Origin of the sequence: Paenibacillus phytorum (assembly GCF_013141715.1) — a bacterium.
Classification (GTDB): Bacteria; Bacillota; Bacilli; order Paenibacillales; family NBRC-103111; genus Paenibacillus_E; species Paenibacillus_E phytorum.
The window spans coordinates 111,372-129,596 of the sequence record NZ_WHOA01000197.1 but is presented as its reverse complement, the minus strand read 5'-3'; the positions used below and the strand labels follow the sequence as shown (position 1 = coordinate 129,596).

General features: G+C 44.8%; 18 protein-coding genes. 7 read left to right on the top strand and 11 right to left on the bottom strand.

From position 1 onward, the window contains the following. Positions 1-305: 305 nt before the first annotated feature. Positions 306-764: a hypothetical protein gene (locus tag GC098_RS28025; protein WP_171646476.1), complete on the bottom strand. Its 459-nt coding sequence runs from the start codon at positions 762-764 to the stop codon at positions 306-308. A 311-nt stretch (positions 765-1,075) separates the two neighbouring features. Here GC098_RS28025 and GC098_RS28020 point away from each other — a divergent pair, with 311 nt between their 5' ends. After that, complete coding sequence (locus GC098_RS28020; RefSeq protein WP_171646475.1) at positions 1,076-1,465, top strand: hypothetical protein; 390 nt, start codon at positions 1,076-1,078, stop codon at positions 1,463-1,465. 628 nt (positions 1,466-2,093) lie between these two features. Here the strand turns inward: GC098_RS28020 and GC098_RS28015 are convergent. The 4 genes from GC098_RS28015 to GC098_RS28000 form a co-directional block, all read right to left on the bottom strand. Continuing rightward, the gene (locus GC098_RS28015; RefSeq protein WP_171646561.1) at positions 2,094-2,855 is read right to left on the bottom strand and encodes a LamB/YcsF family protein; all 762 of its coding nucleotides are present in this window, start codon (positions 2,853-2,855) and stop codon (positions 2,094-2,096) included. Between the two features lie 703 nt (positions 2,856-3,558). Beyond that, positions 3,559-4,557 (bottom strand): 5-oxoprolinase subunit C family protein, encoded by a 999-nt coding sequence (locus tag GC098_RS28010; protein WP_246359018.1) that lies wholly within the window; start codon positions 4,555-4,557, stop codon positions 3,559-3,561. Further along, entirely contained in the window at positions 4,523-5,311 is a 789-nt protein-coding gene (gene pxpB, locus GC098_RS28005; RefSeq protein WP_171646474.1) for a 5-oxoprolinase subunit PxpB, read from the bottom strand. The genes GC098_RS28010 and pxpB overlap by 35 nt, the downstream gene beginning before the upstream one ends. After that, on the bottom strand, positions 5,308-6,135 hold the full coding sequence (locus tag GC098_RS28000; protein ID WP_171646473.1) for an alpha/beta hydrolase: 828 nt from the start codon (positions 6,133-6,135) through the stop codon (positions 5,308-5,310). The genes pxpB and GC098_RS28000 overlap by 4 nt, the downstream gene beginning before the upstream one ends. A gap of 76 nt (positions 6,136-6,211) precedes the next feature. Here GC098_RS28000 and GC098_RS27995 point away from each other — a divergent pair, with 76 nt between their 5' ends. Next, on the top strand, positions 6,212-6,532 hold the full coding sequence (locus GC098_RS27995; protein WP_029194039.1) for a heavy metal-binding domain-containing protein: 321 nt from the start codon (positions 6,212-6,214) through the stop codon (positions 6,530-6,532). Continuing rightward, positions 6,529-6,774: an HD family phosphohydrolase gene (locus GC098_RS27990; protein WP_171646472.1), complete on the top strand. Its 246-nt coding sequence runs from the start codon at positions 6,529-6,531 to the stop codon at positions 6,772-6,774. The genes GC098_RS27995 and GC098_RS27990 overlap by 4 nt, the downstream gene beginning before the upstream one ends. Before the next feature lie 79 nt (positions 6,775-6,853). Here GC098_RS27990 and GC098_RS27985 read toward each other — a convergent pair whose 3' ends face one another. After that, complete coding sequence (locus tag GC098_RS27985) at positions 6,854-8,431, bottom strand: bifunctional metallophosphatase/5'-nucleotidase (protein ID WP_171646559.1); 1,578 nt, start codon at positions 8,429-8,431, stop codon at positions 6,854-6,856. 166 nt (positions 8,432-8,597) lie between these two features. On the opposite strand from GC098_RS27985, the gene GC098_RS27980 reads away from it, so the two are divergent. After that, on the top strand, positions 8,598-9,566 hold the full coding sequence (locus GC098_RS27980) for a phosphate/phosphite/phosphonate ABC transporter substrate-binding protein (protein WP_171646471.1): 969 nt from the start codon (positions 8,598-8,600) through the stop codon (positions 9,564-9,566). A gap of 1,151 nt (positions 9,567-10,717) precedes the next feature. Here the strand turns inward: GC098_RS27980 and phnE are convergent. The 3 genes from phnE to GC098_RS27960 form a co-directional block, all read right to left on the bottom strand. Beyond that, a complete protein-coding gene (gene phnE, locus GC098_RS41750) occupies positions 10,718-12,292 on the bottom strand; it encodes a phosphonate ABC transporter, permease protein PhnE (protein ID WP_376773965.1) in 1,575 nt (524 codons plus the stop codon). After that, positions 12,289-13,062, bottom strand: a complete 774-nt coding sequence (gene phnC, locus GC098_RS27965; protein ID WP_029198595.1) for a phosphonate ABC transporter ATP-binding protein — start codon at positions 13,060-13,062, stop codon at positions 12,289-12,291. Before phnC ends, phnE begins: the two co-directional genes overlap by 4 nt. Before the next feature lie 173 nt (positions 13,063-13,235). Beyond that, complete coding sequence (locus tag GC098_RS27960; protein WP_171646470.1) at positions 13,236-14,261, bottom strand: HoxN/HupN/NixA family nickel/cobalt transporter; 1,026 nt, start codon at positions 14,259-14,261, stop codon at positions 13,236-13,238. Between the two features lie 138 nt (positions 14,262-14,399). Between GC098_RS27960 and GC098_RS27955 the strand changes: the two genes are divergently transcribed. The 3 genes from GC098_RS27955 to GC098_RS27945 all read left to right on the top strand — a co-directional run bounded on the left by GC098_RS27955 (position 14,400) and on the right by GC098_RS27945 (position 16,636). Further along, positions 14,400-15,242, top strand: a complete 843-nt coding sequence (locus GC098_RS27955) for a sensor histidine kinase (protein ID WP_246359016.1) — start codon at positions 14,400-14,402, stop codon at positions 15,240-15,242. Then, complete coding sequence (locus tag GC098_RS27950; RefSeq protein ID WP_171646469.1) at positions 15,242-15,913, top strand: response regulator; 672 nt, start codon at positions 15,242-15,244, stop codon at positions 15,911-15,913. Before GC098_RS27955 ends, GC098_RS27950 begins: the two co-directional genes overlap by 1 nt. A gap of 96 nt (positions 15,914-16,009) precedes the next feature. Further along, positions 16,010-16,636 carry a YcnI family copper-binding membrane protein gene (locus tag GC098_RS27945; protein WP_171646468.1) on the top strand — a complete coding sequence of 209 codons (627 nt, stop codon included), beginning with the start codon at positions 16,010-16,012 and terminating at the stop codon, positions 16,634-16,636. Positions 16,637-16,696: 60 nt separating this feature from the next. Here GC098_RS27945 and GC098_RS27940 read toward each other — a convergent pair whose 3' ends face one another. Both GC098_RS27940 and GC098_RS27935 read right to left on the bottom strand, forming a co-directional pair. Further along, complete coding sequence (locus GC098_RS27940; protein WP_171646467.1) at positions 16,697-17,185, bottom strand: dihydrofolate reductase; 489 nt, start codon at positions 17,183-17,185, stop codon at positions 16,697-16,699. A gap of 30 nt (positions 17,186-17,215) precedes the next feature. After that, complete coding sequence (locus GC098_RS27935; protein ID WP_171646466.1) at positions 17,216-18,160, bottom strand: thymidylate synthase; 945 nt, start codon at positions 18,158-18,160, stop codon at positions 17,216-17,218. Between the last annotated feature and the right edge of the window lie 65 nt (positions 18,161-18,225).

Here is an 18,225-nt window from a genome sequence, read left to right as displayed (position 1 = left end):
TGATTTCCGGAATAAACGCTCAGCGGCGAATTATGGATTTACTAAGCCGCGGTTAGTCATTTTCTATACGAAGAGAACGCCATTTCATTGTCCAAGCGAATAAGCAACGTGATTCTAACTGATTAAAAACTGTAAACATAAAAAAGAAGCAGGCAGTTACTTAAACTCGTAGAAAGTTAAGTAATTGCCTGCTTGATTCTTTTATTGGTATGGATTATTTAGTTGGAACTGTAAATTATTAACATAAAAAGTTTCCGTTTATATTCTTTTAGATGAAGGGAATTTCTGATTATATATTTTTCCTTTCATTTATTGTCATATTTAAATCCCCCATAATCAATGACCACGATCTGATTATTCCGCTTTAAACGCAGGTTAGGAGTATGGGGTTTATGATACTGACCCACACCATTTGATGGAATGATGCCATTGCCCAAAAATTTCTTTACTATTTTCATAAGTTCTCGTCTATATATTGGAGAATTGGGGAATTTTCGATCATATTTTTTCATGGTTACCCAGCGATATGCTGCGTCGTAATCAATAATTTGCGCAAGATATTTTTTTATCGGTTTCAAAGATGATTTATACAGGTTTACTTCCATCTGGTTGCATATGATCCCTTTTTTTGATTTTGCTATCTTCAACACATACCCGTTACCTAAATCGTATACAACTCTCGTTCCCCCAGCCCCAATGTATTTCTTCCCTTTTATTTTCCTTTTCATGTACTCGTCCATTTTAATCAAGGCAGCATCCCCCATTCAAGTAATGACATCTCGACAGAGCAATTTACGGATATTAGCGTCAACTTATTCTATGTCGAGAACCACAACCTGATTGGACATTCAAAATAAATGGTAGAAGAGAAAAAGCCACCGACCTAATGCCAGCAGCCTCTATTGTTTGAACTCTCGTTAGTCTAAGAAAGATTTATGTGGAAAATATGTTGAAGTCTATAACTCTTCTTAATGTTTTTGAATAAGTTAAATAAATTATTCATTCAATATTTAGGGGGTCTCCTTAAAAAAATGAAAAAATACATTGAATTATTAAAGGAAGAAAATTCATCGGATTGGGTTCAAGACGAATTGTATATGATCTCAGTAATAGCAAAGTATTAAAGGTTGTTAAAACTACATATGGGATTAAAAGCAACATTAGAGAAGTAAGAACATTTAATTCATGTCCATTTCCTGTAAGAAAACATCTTGCCAAAATTATAGACTATGAGAATAAATATGGCTGGTTAATCATGGGGAAATATAATCGGAATTTCCCGAAATCTAAAGAATATAAGCGAAAACTTTACGAAATGAGAACCCTATTTAAGGAAAATGGAATCATACCTTATGAAATTGTAAACCGTCAGGGTGAACCAAATTTTCAAAACTTACGTTTAGACCAAAATGGAGAGATTGTTGTGATTGATTATGGAAATTTTAGATTTCTCCGTAAAAAATAGTTTAGTGTATTAGTTCGTAATTTTGGAGTGAGCTTAACTGAGCCATTATTTTAATAATGGTTCGACTACTTTTCTTTTTGATTTATACTTCTTATAATAATCTGACATAACAAGTCTATTTAAGTTTGAGCTATGAATATCTTAGTAGTTAACATACATTGTTAAGTCTTTTAAATTTGAGTACAGCGTTTCTTCTTTACTCGTTAAGTTAGTAGCTTCCTAGAAATATTTCAAATGAATATAAACTTCTTGAAAGTTCATAAGGTCTATATTTACTATCCCTTTATATCTTTCCTCAATCTATTTTTCATCTATACGTTCTGAGCACACTTTTTTGCGATGATAGATGGAAAAACTCCCGTTAATTTATTGGATATTTCGTTTGGTAGTCCTTTAACCGGAAAACCTACCTTTAATTAAGCAGAAATCAGCTAAATGACGCATTAACACTGAATGTAGCTGGAGGTTTTCCCGTTAAATGCACGTTCAACGATGTCCTAGTGAAATTAACAGGAGGAATTCCATCTGTATCTACTTACAGGTCTTCCGTAATCTGCGCAGCTTCCTTCGGGTGACAAGACTTCTTTCAAACATTGGAGCTCCGTCGCGGTGAGGGCAAACACGCTGACTACTGGCCGAGCGCCACAACTGCGATGCCGCTGCTGTTTAGCAGCGCGCGGATGTCGCGCGCGAACTCCACGGCGTGTGCACCATCGCCGTGGATGCAGATCGTGTCCGCGCGCATGCTCAGGTCCTCTCCCTCTCGGGAGAGGACCTTCCCTTCGCGGACGAGCCTTACGACCTGCGCCGCAGCGTCGACGGCGCTGAAGAGCAGCGCCCCCGGCTGATCGCGGGGCGTCAACGTGCCGTCCCGCTGGTAGCTGCGGTCCGCGAAGGCTTCGCTCGCGGTCTGCAGCCCCGCGGCGGCACCCGCCCGCAGCAGCTCGCTGCCGGGCGGACCGAACAACGTCAGCTCCGCGCTGACGCTGGCAGTCGCAGCCGCAATGGCCGCGGCGAGATCATGGCGCTTCGCAGCCATGTGATAGAGCGCGCCATGCGGCTTGACGTGCTGCAGGCGTCCGCCTTCGGCGTGGACGAACGCCTGCAGCGCCCCGAGCTGATACAACGTCAGCTCGTAAGCCTCCGTCGGCGTGATCGCGATCTCACGCCGGCCGAAGCCCTGTAGATCGGGAAGGCCCGGATGGGCCCCGATCGCAACGCCCTTGCGCAAGCACAGCTGCACAGTGCTGCGCATGGTTGCGGGATCGCCTGCGTGGAACCCGCAGGCGATGTTGGCGGAGCTGACAAAGTCGAGCAGCTCCTCGTCCCGGCCAAGGCGATATGCGCCGAAGCCTTCACCCATATCACAATTCAAGTCAATACGCAGAATCCTCACTCCCAGTCCTTCAATTTTCCAATCCTTCAGCTCTTCAACTCTCTAGCTCTCCAGCCCTTCAGCTCTCAGCTCTTCAGCTCTCAGCTCCTCAGCTCTCAGCTCTCAGCTCTCAGCTCTCAGCTCTCAGCACTCCAGCTCTCAGCACTCCAGCTCTCAGCTCTCAGCTCTTAGCTCTCAGCTCTCAGCTCTCAGCACTCCAGCTCTCAGCACTCCAGCTCTCAGCTCCTCAGCTCTCAGCTCTCAGCTCTCAGCTCTCAGCTCTCAGCTCTCAGCTCTCAGCTCTCAGCTCTCAGCTCTCAGCTCTCCAGCTCTCCAGCTCTCAGCTCTTCATCTCTCAGCTCCTCAACCCCTCAGCTCTCAGCTCCTCAGCTCTCAGCTCTCAGCTCTCAGCTCTCAGCTCTCAGCTCTCAGCTCTCAGCTCTCAGCTCTCAGCTCTCAGCTCTCAGCTCTCCAGCTCTTCAGCTCTCAGCTCTTCAGCTCTCAACTCTCAACTCTCAGCTCTTCAGCTCTCAAGCTTTCAAGCTCTCCAGCTCTCCAGCTCTCCAGCTCTTCAGCTCTCAGCTCTCAGCTCCTCAGCTCTCAGCTCTCAGCTCTCAGCTCTCAGCACTCCAGCTCTCAGCACTCCAGCTCTCAGCTCCTTCCTCAGCTCTCAGCTCTTCAGCTCTTCAATCCTTCAACTCTTGAGTCCTCAACTCTTTTATCCATGATCCCGCACCCAAGCCCGAACCCCAGCCTCAAGCAGCCGCAAATCCATCGCCTGCAGCAAGATCTGCTCCTGGGCTTCACGGTGGCTGACCTCCCGGAAACGAATCTTTCCGCCTGGTTTCACCTGAGCTACTAAGGGAAGATCGGCCGTGATGACGTGCGCGATGCGCGGGTACCCTCCGGTTGTTTGGCAGTCCGCCATCAGAAGGATGGGCTGTCCACTTGGGGGCACTTGAATCGTCCCTTGGACGACCGCTTCTGAGATCATCTCACTCGGTACGCCATCAGATAGTTCTAGCTCCTTCCCTTCCAAGCGATAACCCATTCGATCTGACTGCGCAGTAACGATATAGCTTTGAGCCAGAAAGCTGCGTACGCTTGCCTCGGTGAAAAGGGCAGCTTCCTTCCCTTTTACGACTCTTACAACTGGATTGTCTTCATAGCCCGGACGAATAAAAGCACTCACAGACCCTGGATGGTGAAGATAATCGCCTACCACGTCTTGTCTTACCGGCAAATCATCTCCCGCTTGGAGTGCTCTACCTTGGTGACCGCCTATGCCCGCATGTAAATAGGTGCTTCTGCTGCCCATTACAGGTTTCACCTCGAAACCACCATACACGGCTAAGTAGGCTCTGCATCCCTTAACTGCATAATGAACATTTAACTGGTCTCCTTTACGGATCAGAAATGGTCGCCACAATGGAACCCGAATACCGTCCCTATCTGCTTCCATATCAGCTCCGCATAAAGATAGCAGCATATCCTTCTTCGCAACCATGCTCGGTCCTAGCAGCGTCATTTCTAGAGCAGCTGCGCCCCTATTATTCCCAACAAGTATATTGGCTGCTCGATGCGCAAAGAGGTCCATGGGGCCTGATGTAATGACGCCATATTTCCGCTGTCCATACCGTCCCTCATCCTGCAAGGTTGATAATAATCCCGGCTTGATGACCTCAAAGCCCATTTCCCATGTCCCTCTCTTTTTCATATTGGAACTGCTCAGCCGTGATGGAAACAAATCTTACTTGATCTCCTACCTTCAGTAGTGATGGTGGATCAGAATCTGGACGAAATAAAGCCAGCGGTGTACGACCAATCAAATTCCAGCCGCCCGGCGTTTCAAAAGGGTATATGCCTGTTTGAGCACCGCCAATGCCCACCGAACCAACGGGTATCCTCGTCCGAGGTACCGATTTTCTTGGTGTAGCTAGCTGGTCATCCAATCCACCCAAATAAGGAAATCCAGGTGCAAAGCCAATCATATATACCGGGTAAATCTGTGAGGTATGTAGGTGCACGATCTCTTCCTTGCTAGCACGATGATAGTCCGCAACATCCTCAAGATCCGGACCATAATCCCCACTATAACAAACAGGGATATTAATAGTTCTCCTAGGCTCGTTAATATGAACCTCATTTGTATGTTCAAAGTTATCCAAGAGATGTTGTATATGTAATAAGACAATGTCATAAGGTAATAACGTATTCGTCCAGCTGGCCTGTCCATTTTTTCGGGTGGTTCTCTTTTCTGAATAGTGGTTGTAAACCTGAAAGTTGTCATAATAAATCGTGATTGTTGTATATGCCGTTACTATTTCGATAAAACCTTCAAAACGATTATTCTCTAGGTAAGCTGTTAACTGACGTACACGATTCAGAATAGATAAATCAATGTCCGTACCAAGCCTAATTACAATAGCCGAATCTCCAAGCATATGGCATTCGTAAAAGAGCTTGGTCATGCAAACTGTTGCTTTTTGAGCCAATTCGCACATATTTCAGGCCAAATATAAGCTTCCTGATGATCATCCGCTATTCCAATACCATGACGCCCGCTCTCAAACACGTGCAGATCAAAAGGCACTTTATGACGGCTAAGCGCCCCTGCAAATAGCAAACTGTTCTCGACGGCAACAGCCGCATCATCAGCTGTATGCCAAAGAAATGTCGGTGGCGTATGCGCTGTTACTTGTTGGTCATTAGATAGCAGCGAAACCAATTTCTCATCCGGTGTTTTTCCCAGTAAATTAATCTTTGAGCCTTCATGTCCATACTCTCTGGAGAAGGTAATAACAGGGTAACACAGCACCATCACATCGGGACGACTGCTCTGTCTTTCGATAGGATCGACGGACTCCCGATCCCCTGCATCGAAATGTGTACCGGTTGTAGAAGCCAAATGTCCACCTGCCGAGAAGCCAAGAATACCAATGCGGTTCGGATCGATCTGCCATTCTTCGGCATGATGCCTTACAGTTCGAATTGCCCTCTGTGCATCTTGGAGTGGAACCGGGTGTTCGTAAGGAGCTACGCGGTAATTCAAAACAAAAGCTGAAATCCCAAGCCCATTTAACCATTTGGCAATCGGCTCTCCCTCATGAGGAGCACGCGTACCATATCCTCCTCCAGGAAATACTATAACTGCAGAGCTTAGGCCTCCCTTAGACACAGGGTATAAAGTCAAACTCGGACATCCTTGGTTATGTTCACCTATGCTATCCTTGGATGCTCCGGGCCATAATTCAATCGTTTTTATGATACTCAATGTGAAACCCCCTATTTTCATTTTCGTACTAAGTTAATAATATCGAATCTCAATCAAGTAGCAAGAGTCTATTTTACAAAAAAAGGAGATGATCTTCATGATCGTAGCTACAACAGAAAACATCGCAGGCTATGAAGTCACGGAAGTATTGGGCAGTACATTTGGGGTCGTTGTTCGAGCCAGAGGGATTGGCGGCGATATTCTTGCTTCATTAAAGGGACTTGTCGGTGGGGAAGTCACGCAGTATACCCAGATGGTAGAAGACGGGCGAAAGCAAGCCATGGACCGATTAGTCAAAAATGCTGCAGCCATGGGCGCTGATGCTATTGTAATGATGCGTTTCGATAGCGGTGACATCGGACAAAATATGAGTGAAATTGTCGCTTATGGCACCGCCGTCCGGACACGAAGGCTATGAGTGGACTCGGTCCAATTTTACTTATCTATGGAACATGGGTCATCGGCTTTATTATTCTCCTTCTTCTGGGCTATCTCATTTATGACAAACGCTATAAAAACAACGGTTCAACGACGCCTGGTAAGCCTTCAAACGGCTTTGTCTCAACATCAGAGGTATTCATTGATCCAAAAGATGGTTTCACCTATCGCGTGTATTACAATCCTAGATCAGGGGACCGGGAATACATTCGCGAATCATAACGCCATTCAAACAAAAAAAGCCGTACACAAGAAAGAGACTACACTCTCTCTTATGTGCGGCTTTATTTATGACAACAACCTAGTCCCAGATGACTTCCCAATTTTCGTTCACGCTAGCTTCAATGGTCCCACGCTCCATGATGTATCCTGCCAATAGTTCGGCTACGTCCGTCGGGATATCCTTGATGACCGGTTTATCCTGGAACATCGCATAATTGCCACCGCCTGCAGCTCGGTAGTTATTCATAACAACATCGAATGAAGCTTCGAGATCCAGCGGTTTCCCTTCATATTCCAGTTGTACGACACGCATGCCGATTGGACGGGATATATTCAATTTATAGGTAATCCCTTCCCACATATCATAGTTATAATGCGACGGCTTTGGGTCTCTAAACTTGCTGCTCACCTGAACTTCACCAGATAACGTCAATTCAAAGTATTCTGCTGACTGCTCTAAAGCATCCTTGATGTCTTGTCCGGAAATCCGAATCACTTTTAAAGTATTCGGATAAATGTAGTTGGACACGATGTCCCTCATTGTTATATCTGCTGGAAATCCTGGCGATACGTTATCAAACAGCGCTGTATTTGAAATGGCTGCTCCCGAGAGCTCCATCTGAACACGATTGATGAACTCGATAAGCGCATTGTCTTTTAAGCGAATTTGCATGGGATCATTGACGAGCATATCTCCGGACAGCTTACCAATTGGTTGGTCGAGCCACTCCTGAGTCTTCGCTTCATACGCACTAACAACATCAATTAATTTCTGGTCCGCTTCAATATTAGCCACAGAAAGCAGCTCCGATTTCTTGGCATCGATGCGCCATTTGCCATCTTCCATTGAGAACTCTAATTCAACTTTACCAAGTGTTACACCAGCAGTTCCTGGTTGAACAATGATGACACCATTGATTTCTACTCCCGCAATGCTTCGGTGTTGGTGCCCTGTAAGCAGAACATCTATCCCTTCCACTTCCATACATAGTTGGTAGCCTTGGTTCTCTCCCGTTAGAGGCTCCGTAGGCTCACCCGTCGTTAGATGTCTTTCAAAACCGCCATGGTAGGAGACAACAACAGCATCCACTTGCTCATGCTCCTTGAGTACCTTTACCCATTTCTTAGCCGACTCTAGAGCATCTTCGAACCGTAGACCCTCGATATGATCGGGATTCTCCCAATTCGGAATATAGGGAGTTGTCAATCCCAGAATACCTATGCGAACGCCGTCCGGTAACTCTTTAATCAAATATGGCTTTCCTAGGAACGGCTCTCCGCTTTCCGCATCCACAATGTTGGCACATAACCAAGGAAACTTGGATTCCTGAACCGCTTTTTGCAGCACACGAAGTCCATAGTTAAATTCATGATTGCCAATAACGGCCGCATCATAACCCACATAATTCAGACCAAGGACCATCGGGTTCATCGGCTCGTTATCTAATCTAGCATGATGATACGCAAGTGGTGTTCCTTGAATCAGGTCTCCATTATCAATCACAATAACATGGGCTTCTTTCTTACGTTCGGCGGCAATAAGCGCAGCCAATTTAGATAGACCCACATCGTTAGGTTGATTGTTTGCATAGTGAATAGGCAGCATATTTCCATGCAGATCACTTGTTTCTAATAGAGTTACTCTACTTTTCTGCAGCTTACTAGGTTGAGTCAAATTACCCACTCCAAGCGTATTATTTTGTAACACTTTACATATCGATTGTCAGATTAACAAATACTTCACACTATCTTCCATATATTATATGATAATGTTATAGTACATCATAGATAAAAGTAAACAATTAAACGGAGGTCAAAAAAAGATGATGAAAAAATTTACTGTCATTAGCTTGTCCATGATTGTTGCTGCAGGTGTTCTTGCAGGCTGTGCAAAAAAAGAGGAAACAGCTCCCGCTGCATCCGCATCTACGAAAGCTTCCGCTACACCAGCTGCAGCTGCAGGCTTCGTACCTAAAGAACTTAAAGTACAGTTCGTTCCTTCCCAAAATGCAGAGACGCTTGAAGCAAAAGCAAAGCCACTTGAAAAACTACTAGGTGACAAACTGGGCATCCCAGTTAAGGTTTCCGTATCAACAGATTATAACGTTGTTATTGAAGCAATGGCATCCAAACAAGTTGATGTTGGCTTCTTGCCACCAAGTAACTACGTTGTTGCCCATGACAATCGTAAAGCAGCTGACCTACTTGTACAAGCTACACGTCTAGGCGTTGACGATGCAACAGGCCAACCAACCAAAGATCTTGTTGATTTCTATAAATCAGAGATTCTCGTTAAAGCAGATTCCCCAATCAAAACAGTTGCTGATCTGAAAGGCAAGAAAATGGGCTGGCAAGGTGTTACATCCGCAGCTGGTTACGTTTACCCAGGATTCGTACTGAAAAAAGCTGGCGTAGATCCAGTAAAAGATGTAACTGGTGTTCAATTCCAAGGACATGATAAAGCGGTTATCGCTCTTCTTAACGGTCAAGTTGACGCTGTAGGCGTATTCCAAGACATTCGTACGAATATGACGAAAGATTACCCAGATGTATTCAAACAAACTCGCGTTCTTAGCTTCTCTGATAAAATTCCTAATGATACCATCGCCGTTCGTTCGGATATGGATGCAGCATGGAAAAAGAAAATTACAGACGCGTTCATCGCTATTGGTAATGACCCAGAAGGTCAAAAAGTCATTTTCGATGTTTACTCACACAAAGGCTATGTAGCTTCTGAAGATTCCAAATTCGACATCGTTCGTAGCGTTAATAAAGAAATGGGCTTGAAATAAGCTTAGTTCCCTGTGAAATGAAAATACCTCCACATGATCTTTTTGGATTATGTAGAGGTATTTTTTTGCATTCTACTCCGAACCTCCCTTGCATACTATGAATGTGGCACGTCCGCGCAAATGTTTTTTTACTTTTGCATGACAAACGTTTACCTGGACCTGTCATATATCATAGTGAGGTGAAAAATTGGATGTTCGAAATGCTTATTAGTTGCAAAAAAGAAGTCTCTATCCGGTGCGGTAAAGACGAGATAAGGGGGGTCATTACGAATTACCATCCTACTTTTCGACTTTTGAAATTGAATAATGTCTTGATTCCTATAGAGCTGATCGAACAAATTGAGGTGTTAGAACCAGTCTTGGATTCATTAGCCCAATCACACAATCGACGTGAAAATAGGTCACTTCGCTTGGTAGCCCAAGGCAGGCACTATAGCTAATGATTAAATAGAGATATCCCGTTTAGGAAGTTGTATTTTGTAATAGTTTGTACAACAATCGCTACGTGGGTAGCGTCTGAGAAGCTGAGAATCGGCTTCTCAGTAGTCAGTCCCGCGCGCGCGTCCTGTGAAAGCGCGGAAACCGCGCTTAATGTGGAGCGCTCGAACAAATAAGTGCGAAAACCGCGCTTTCAGCGAGAGCTCCGCGAGCCGATGCTCGTCGGTAGTACAAACGCAGGGTTATCGTGAATTTGCTAGCCTAAAGTTTTATATAATAATATTTTTATACAACTTGTAGGCCACACAGTCGTGGGTATGTTGCTTATTGTTGCGGAAAATACAACAATTACGCAAACTTTGATCATCCTGCTTATTAATGCGCCTAAATTGTTGTACGAAATGCAACATCTTCAAAAAACTACAGACAAAAACAGAGAAATTATTGTACGTTATACAACTCCCTAGCTCGTAAGCAGGGTAAAATCATTTTACTAGTAAAAATCTTCCCTCCGAACCGTCTTTTCCACAATCCGCGAAATCCGAAAAAGTCATCATTTTATCCTAAAACAAACAAACAGTACTGCCCTAAATGGGCCATCCTAAATAAATGCCATCATTTACGAACAAATAAGCCTCCAAACCAACTTTGATAGCTGGAATTGGAGGCTTATTTTTCAACTAAATTTCACTTATAAAGACTTTCCTATGTCCTCATACAATGCGTTTGCGGAGTGTCCCTGAGATGTAGTCAATGACAGAGACGGTGACAATAATCCCAATGAGGATGATACCAACTCGCGGCCACTGCCTCGCGTTGAGTGCAAAGATGAGTGGCGTACCGATACCTCCTGCACCAATAACACCTAGCAATGTCGCTGAACGGACATTAATCTCAAAGCGATATAAGGTATACGAAATGAAATCGGGAATGACCTGCGGCACCACGGCAAACGCCATCCGCTGCCAAATGTTTGCACCTACGGCCGTCATGGCTTCCGTAGGTCCCATATCCATATTCTCAATGGCTTCTGCATAAAGCTTGCCGAGCATCCCTACAGAGTGAAGTCCTAATGCCATAACCCCAGCAAAAGCATTAGGACCTACTGCTTTAATAAAGATCAAAGCCATAATAATCTCCGGTATTGTTCGTACGACACTCAAGAACAATTTCCCTGTGCTTGAAACTGCACGAAATCGACTCATATTAGCTGCTGCCCAGAAGGCAAACGGGAGACAGACAATCGCTGAAACAAAGTTACCTAAGTAGGAAATAGATAAGGTTTCAAGCAAGGATCGAAGTAAATCTTCACCTTCTGGGATATACACATAAGCCCAATCAGGATGTACTAAACCGGATAACATGGATTTCGTGAGAATCCAAGTCGTTGGTTGGAAGCCCGTCAACTCAAGGCCAGTTAATGCCCATATGAACAAAGCAACAACGGCAACCCAACCGATTATCTTATACGTAGTTGAACGCGAAGCTGACATCGGTTTCGCGCTGCCTTTTAGCAAATAGGAACGGAATCGTGTACTGACCAAATCAATAATAACAACAACTAATAAGGTATAAATAACAATGGCACAGGACTGATCGTAACGGAACAGATCCAGCGTGTTTTTGAGCAGCAAGCCAATACCACCGGCTCCAACCAATCCGAGAATAGCTGATGCCCGAATACTAACTTCGAATGTGTACAATAAATGAGCCAAGTAAGTAGGCGCAACCTGAGGAATAACGCCGAAACGAATGAGTTTGAGTTTGTTAGCGCCAACAGCCGTCATAGCTTCAAGCGGTCCGGGGTCAATAGCTTCCGTTGATTCGTAAGAAAGCTTAGATATAATACCAAAGGTGAAGAAAATTAGTGCAAGTGTACCGGCCGTTGGGCCAAAGCCTACCAAAACAGCAAATAGTGCTGCGTAGAGCAGATCTGGAATCGTTCGGAATAGATTCATGATAAGTCTAGCTGGGTAGAACAACCATGGCGCCGTAGTAACATTACGAGCTGCTAGCAGTGCCATCGGAAAAGCAAACAAGGCTCCAATTGCTGTACCAATAATGGACATCTGCAGCGTTTGTGCCATTGGCTTCCATATATCAGCGAAAAACAGCCAATCCGGCGGAAACATCTCGGCAATGAATTTAAGAATCTCCGGAGTACCGGTAACGAGTTTCGTCAGCGTCGCATCTGTCTGATATATACTCCCAATCAGGAAAAGCACCATGATCAGGGCAATGAGATAGATTTTCGTACGAGGAGGCTTCTTGACTGTCGCTACACTCATTCCTCCAGCACCCCCAAGAGCTCGTCTTTCTTAATCGCACGACCATAAATCTCGGAGAAAACATCATCCGTTGCTTCCGAAACGGGTCCGTCGTATACGACTTTACCTGCGCGAAGTCCGATAATTCGAGTTGCATATTCACGTGCGAGGTCAATAAAGTGAAGGTTAACGACAGTCGTTATACCAAGCTCTGTATTGATCCGCTTCAAGTCGTCCATAACTTGTCTCGTCGTTAATGGATCAAGGGAGGCTACTGGTTCATCTGCTAAAATGATTTTCGCTTCTTGTGCCAGCGCTCTCGCGATGGAAACACGCTGCTGTTGACCGCCGGACAATTCATCGGCGCGTGAATAAGCTTTTTCCCGAATATTGACTCTCTCCAGTGCTTTCAAAGAAAGTTCGATATCGTGTTTAGGAAACAATCCGAGCACTGTACGCAAGGTAGAATGATAGCCTACACGTCCGGATAATACGTTTCGAATCACGGTAGAACGCTTAACTAGATTAAAGGTTTGGAAGATCATCCCGATATCTCTGCGCATACGGCGTAATTCGGCACCGTTCGCCTTTGTTATGGATTTGCCATCGATTAATATTTCTCCATCTGTCGTCTCATGCAAACGGTTAATCGCACGCAGCAAGGTGGATTTACCTGCTCCTGATAGACCTACAATAACAACGAATTCTCCGGGATGAATAGTTAAATTAATGTCATTCAACCCAATAGTTCCGTTAGGATATACTTTGGAAATATGCTTAAACTCAATCATATAAGTCCTACTTTCTTTTACAGAGTATCTGAAGTTCAGACAGACTACTTTCAACATATTTCAGCAAAATCCTTTTTTCTATCATAACCTTTAGAAAATATCCATATTCCATTGTTATCCATAACAAAAAAGTGGTCTCATAGGCTATCAGAGACCACTTTTTTCACGATGATTTATACTTTTGCACGCCAGCGTTCTTCAATCTTCATCCCTTTCCAAACCGCAATGGAAATGGCCCATGCCACCACAAACAGAGCAACTAAGATATAGCCTAATGTCCCGAAATCAATCTCCTGCAGCCACGTCCAGAAGGTCCCTTCCAATCTGAATTCTTCGGAGAGAACTTGACCTAGCTCAATCACACCAATGATTAAAGCAGCAATGACAGCCAATGCGGTCACTGTTAAATTGTAATAAAGCTTACGTACCGGTGTATGAAATGCCCATTTGTAAGCTTTGGTCATGAACATCCCATCGGCTGTATCGAAGAGGCTCATCCCTGCCGCGAACAACAGCGGAAGTGATATGACGCCAATGAAAGGGATAGCTTCCTTCGCCGCATGGGCAGAGATCGCTAGGAGCGCAATTTCACTCGCTGTATCAAAACCTAATCCAAAGAGAAAACCTAACGGGTATACATGCCAGCTTTTGCCTATGAAAGAGAAAAGTGGTTTGATCATTCGAGCAATGAATCCACGGGACTCGAGAAGCTCCTCGAACTCTTTATCATCATTTGTGCTGCCACGAAATTTCAAGAACATTTTATATAGATTGATAAGAATGAGTAAATTTAAAATGCCAATAATGACAAGAAATAGACCGGAAACCGAAGCGCCGATAACGCCTCCAAAACGCTGCATCCAAGGAAGCTCACGCGCTGCCCATTGTACAGAGAATGCCGTCACAATGGCCATGATGAAGACGACAGAGGAGTGTCCCAAAGAAAAGTAGAAACCAACACCTAATGGATTCTTCTTCTGCTGAACGAGCTTGCGCACGGTATTGTCGATCGCCGCAATATGGTCAACGTCGAATGCATGCCGCATCCCTAATGTGTAGGCAAGGAGCCCAATCCCCCAAAAGGCAGGCGTCATTTTCGCTACACTATATAATCCGATAAGCCCAAGTATATGTAAGAGGACGATCACACCAACGTACCCAGCCCAGCTTCTTCTCTGCTGTAGTATTGATTTCCACATGATTAACACCCTGCCTTTCTTTTCGTGTTACGATTTAATAATAATGTAGCACACGTGTGCATGACTTGAGAAGTACCTGCCTCATTTTTTTGTGAAGAAATCTAACACATATCTGATATAATAGAAACCGTTCCAAAGATGGACTATGGAAAGGAATGGATCGGCCCTATGTCTCTTCGTATTTTCAAGCTTTTTACGATTCTAGTGCCTGTTTTCATCATCGGCGGCTTTGAGTATATTCGTCATGAATTTTTACTTAATTATTTAACCATGGAAGCTGGTAATTTCACGATTACCATCATTACTTTGCTGCTTTCCTATCTCTTTGCTTCGTGGATGTTTCAAAGTATTGAGCGCAGCAATGAGAAAGTGACAATCGGTGAAGCCCGCAGAGCCGTGTATGAAGAACGCGAGCGTTTGGCCAGAGAGCTGCATGATGACTTGGCACAAACCCTTTTCTTCCTTAATGTGAAGTTGAAGCAAGGAGATTTGGAAGAAGCCAAAGCAGCGGTGTCCGAAATCGATAACTCGCTGCGACAAGCCATTTTTAATCTGAGAACACCACCGGAGGAAGGAGCTAACTTCCAGCAGCGCATCCATAAATTTCTGGAGAATTGGCAATTGGTGACAGGTATTGAGCTTCATGAGAAGTTAACCGTCGAAGAAAACAGCTTCTCTTCTGGAGAAGAAGTTCAGCTTTTCGGCATTATACAAGAAGCGTTCACCAATATACGCAAGCATTCCATGGCAACGCAAACTTCAATTATTCTGGAAGCTCATCCAGAGGAATGGCGTCTACACATTACCGATAATGGAAATGGATTGCATCACGGAACATCAAAAGGGAAGACCTATGGTGTTGAATTGATGCAGAAACGTGCAGCCGAGCTAGGTGCATCTTTCGAGTTAAATATGAAAGAACCGGGCCAGTTGGCTACGGGAACTACACTTTTGGTACAAGCAAATAGGAGGAAGAACTAATGCCCAGCAATCAGCCGTTCCGCGTTCTCATCGTAGACGATCATCCACTGGCTAGGAAAGCGATTCGCAGCATGCTGGAGCCTGTCTCCGACTTCTATATTGTAGGAGAAGCGAACAGCGGTGAAGAAGCTATTCTTCTTTGCGGCGAGGTCGCGCCTGATGTGGTTTTAATGGATATACATATGTCCCCTATGGATGGACTTGAAGCAACGCGGCGCATTAAGCAAGCATACGGGGCTATACGCATCGTCATGCTCACCGTGTCCGATGATGTAGCTGACCTTTTTACAGCGCTGCAATTCGGAGCTCAAGGCTATTTGTTAAAAAACATGGACCCAGACGAATGGCTCACTTACCTTCGAGCGCTGCTCGACGATAATTCAGAAGCCGCTAGGGGGATGGCGGATAAGCTTTTCCAAAGGTTCCGCGCCCCCATTGGTATGCATACAGAAGGCCCGTCACCGAGCATGTTGACCTCTCGGGAACAGGAAATTACCGCCTATGTTGCCTTAGGGGATAACAACCGGCAGATTGCAGAAAAGCTGCTGATATCCGAACATACGGTTAAAAACCACATGAAAAATATATTGGTAAAGCTTGGACTTGAGAATCGTGTCCAGCTCACCGCATTCGCCATTAAGCACGGATTGACACGAAAAGGACAAAACTAGTCAAAAAAATAGCCCAGTCGAGTCATACTCTTATGCTTGTCGATCAGGTAATATGGACAACATGATAAGAGTTAACTTAAAGGGGGAACACGTTTTATGTTTAAAAAACTGATGTTAAATGCAGGTATTATGTTAATTGGCTCTATGCTTCTCGCGGGTATCGCCAGCGCCCACGTTACTGTATATCCGAAAGAATCCACTCAAGGCAGCTACGAGAAATTCACGGTACGTGTGCCTTCAGAGAAAGACATTCCTACTGTGAAAGTAGAAGTGAAATTCCCTATGGATGCTGTAGCGGTTTCTCGCTTTGAGCCCAAAGCAGGTTGGACCTACGAGCTAGCTAAAGATACAGCTGGTAAAATTACAGGTGTCACTTGGAAAGCAACCGGAGATGGACTTGCTAGTACAGAATTCGGTGAATTCAATATGCAAGGCAAAGTAGCGGATGCTGCTACCGAGATCGTGTGGAAAGCATACCAAACTTATAAGGATGGCAGCGTAGTTGAATGGGTTGGCGCTAATGGATCTGACAAGCCTGCTTCTGTAACGACAGTTAAAGCAAAAGCAGCAACCGGTGCTACGACAGACAGCCACGGTCAAGTAACGGCTGGCAGTGCTGCAGCCAGTGGCACATCATCCAACACTCCTCTCTACCTCTCCATTGCTGCAGTCGTACTTGGAGCTTTATCCCTGATCGTGTCGCTTACAAAAAAGCGTAAATAATAAAAAAGGCCTTGAGCTCTCTGTGATAATAACAGATAACTCAGGGCCTTATTTATTTCCTTAAGCTTGTTTTCTTTGGTAGATTCGGAAGTAGTACTCGTAAGGATTTTTCTCGTTCCGTTCGCCTTGTTCACTGGATACCAACGTCCATTCAGACAAGTCTAGTTCGGTCATAAACGTATCCGCTTCAAACTCATGCTCGATGTGTGTAATATACATGCGGTCCACGACGGAAGTAAACAGTCGGAAGATTTCCGCCCCGCCGATAACGAACAGTTCCTGATCACGGAATTCGTCCACCGCTTCTTGCACAGAATGAATAACTTCACAGCCGTCCGCTTGGAACTGTGGATTTTGAGTGAGAATGACGTTGCGTCTGCCCGGTAACGGCTTGCCAATGGAATCATACGTCTTCCGCCCCATAAGAATAGGGTGACCCATCGTCACGGATTTGAAAAACTTCAGATCCCCTGGTAAATGCCAAGGCAATGTATTATTCACACCGATGGCTCGGTTGCGATCCATTGCAAAAATAAATGAAATACTCATGCAGGAGCCCCTCCCTTCGTCATATGTTGTTTATACAGCCACAGGTGCTTTAATCGTTGGATGCGGATTGTATTCCAGCATTTCAATATCACTAACGTCGAAATCAAATATTGAAGCGACATCCTTGTTCAGCTTGAGCGTTGGCAATTCGCGCGGCTCGCGGCTGAGCAGGGTTTGAATTTGATCCATATGATTCGTATAAATATGGGCATCTCCGATCGTATGGACGAACTCACCGACGCCTAACCCGCATTCATGTGCAATAAGATACGTTAGCAGTGCATAGCCAGCGATATTAAAAGGTACGCCAAGGAAAGTATCTGCGCTGCGTTGATATAATTGGCAGGACAGCTTGCCCTCCGCCACATAAAACTGAAACAAGGTGTGACAAGGTGGAAGCGCCATACTAGGTACGTCCTCCGGATTCCATGCAGATACGATGAGACGGCGAGAATCAGGGTTCGTTTTGATCATATGAATAACTTCTTTAAGCTGATCAATCGTACCTCCCTGCGTCGTCGTCCAATCCCTCCATTGCTTGCCATAGACATCCCCTAGCTCACCGTATTGCTTAGCAAACTCGTCATCCTCGAGCACCTTTTTCACAAACTCATCCATTTGCTCATCGTATTGAAGCTTGAAGGTCTCGTCTTGCTGTGAGCGTAACCCGAAGTTACTCATATCCGGTCCCGAATAATCCGCGCTCTCCACCCATTTCTTAAAAGCCCATTCATTCCATATGTGGTTATTATGTTGTAACAGATAACGAATATTCGTGTCGCCTTTAATAAACCACAACATTTCACTAGCGATTAAGCGAAAAGGCACTCTTTTCGTCGTCACCAAAGGAAATCCTGCCGCAAGATCGAAACGCATCTGTCTGCCAAATACTGAAATTGTCCCTGTCCCTGTTCTATCTTCCTTTTTCGTACCATTAGTAAGAATATCTTGTAATAGTTCCTGATAGGCTTTCAAGCTTACGAACCTCCATCTCTATGTTGCACATGTATTTATCTATTTTACCCGCATAGAGCCCATTT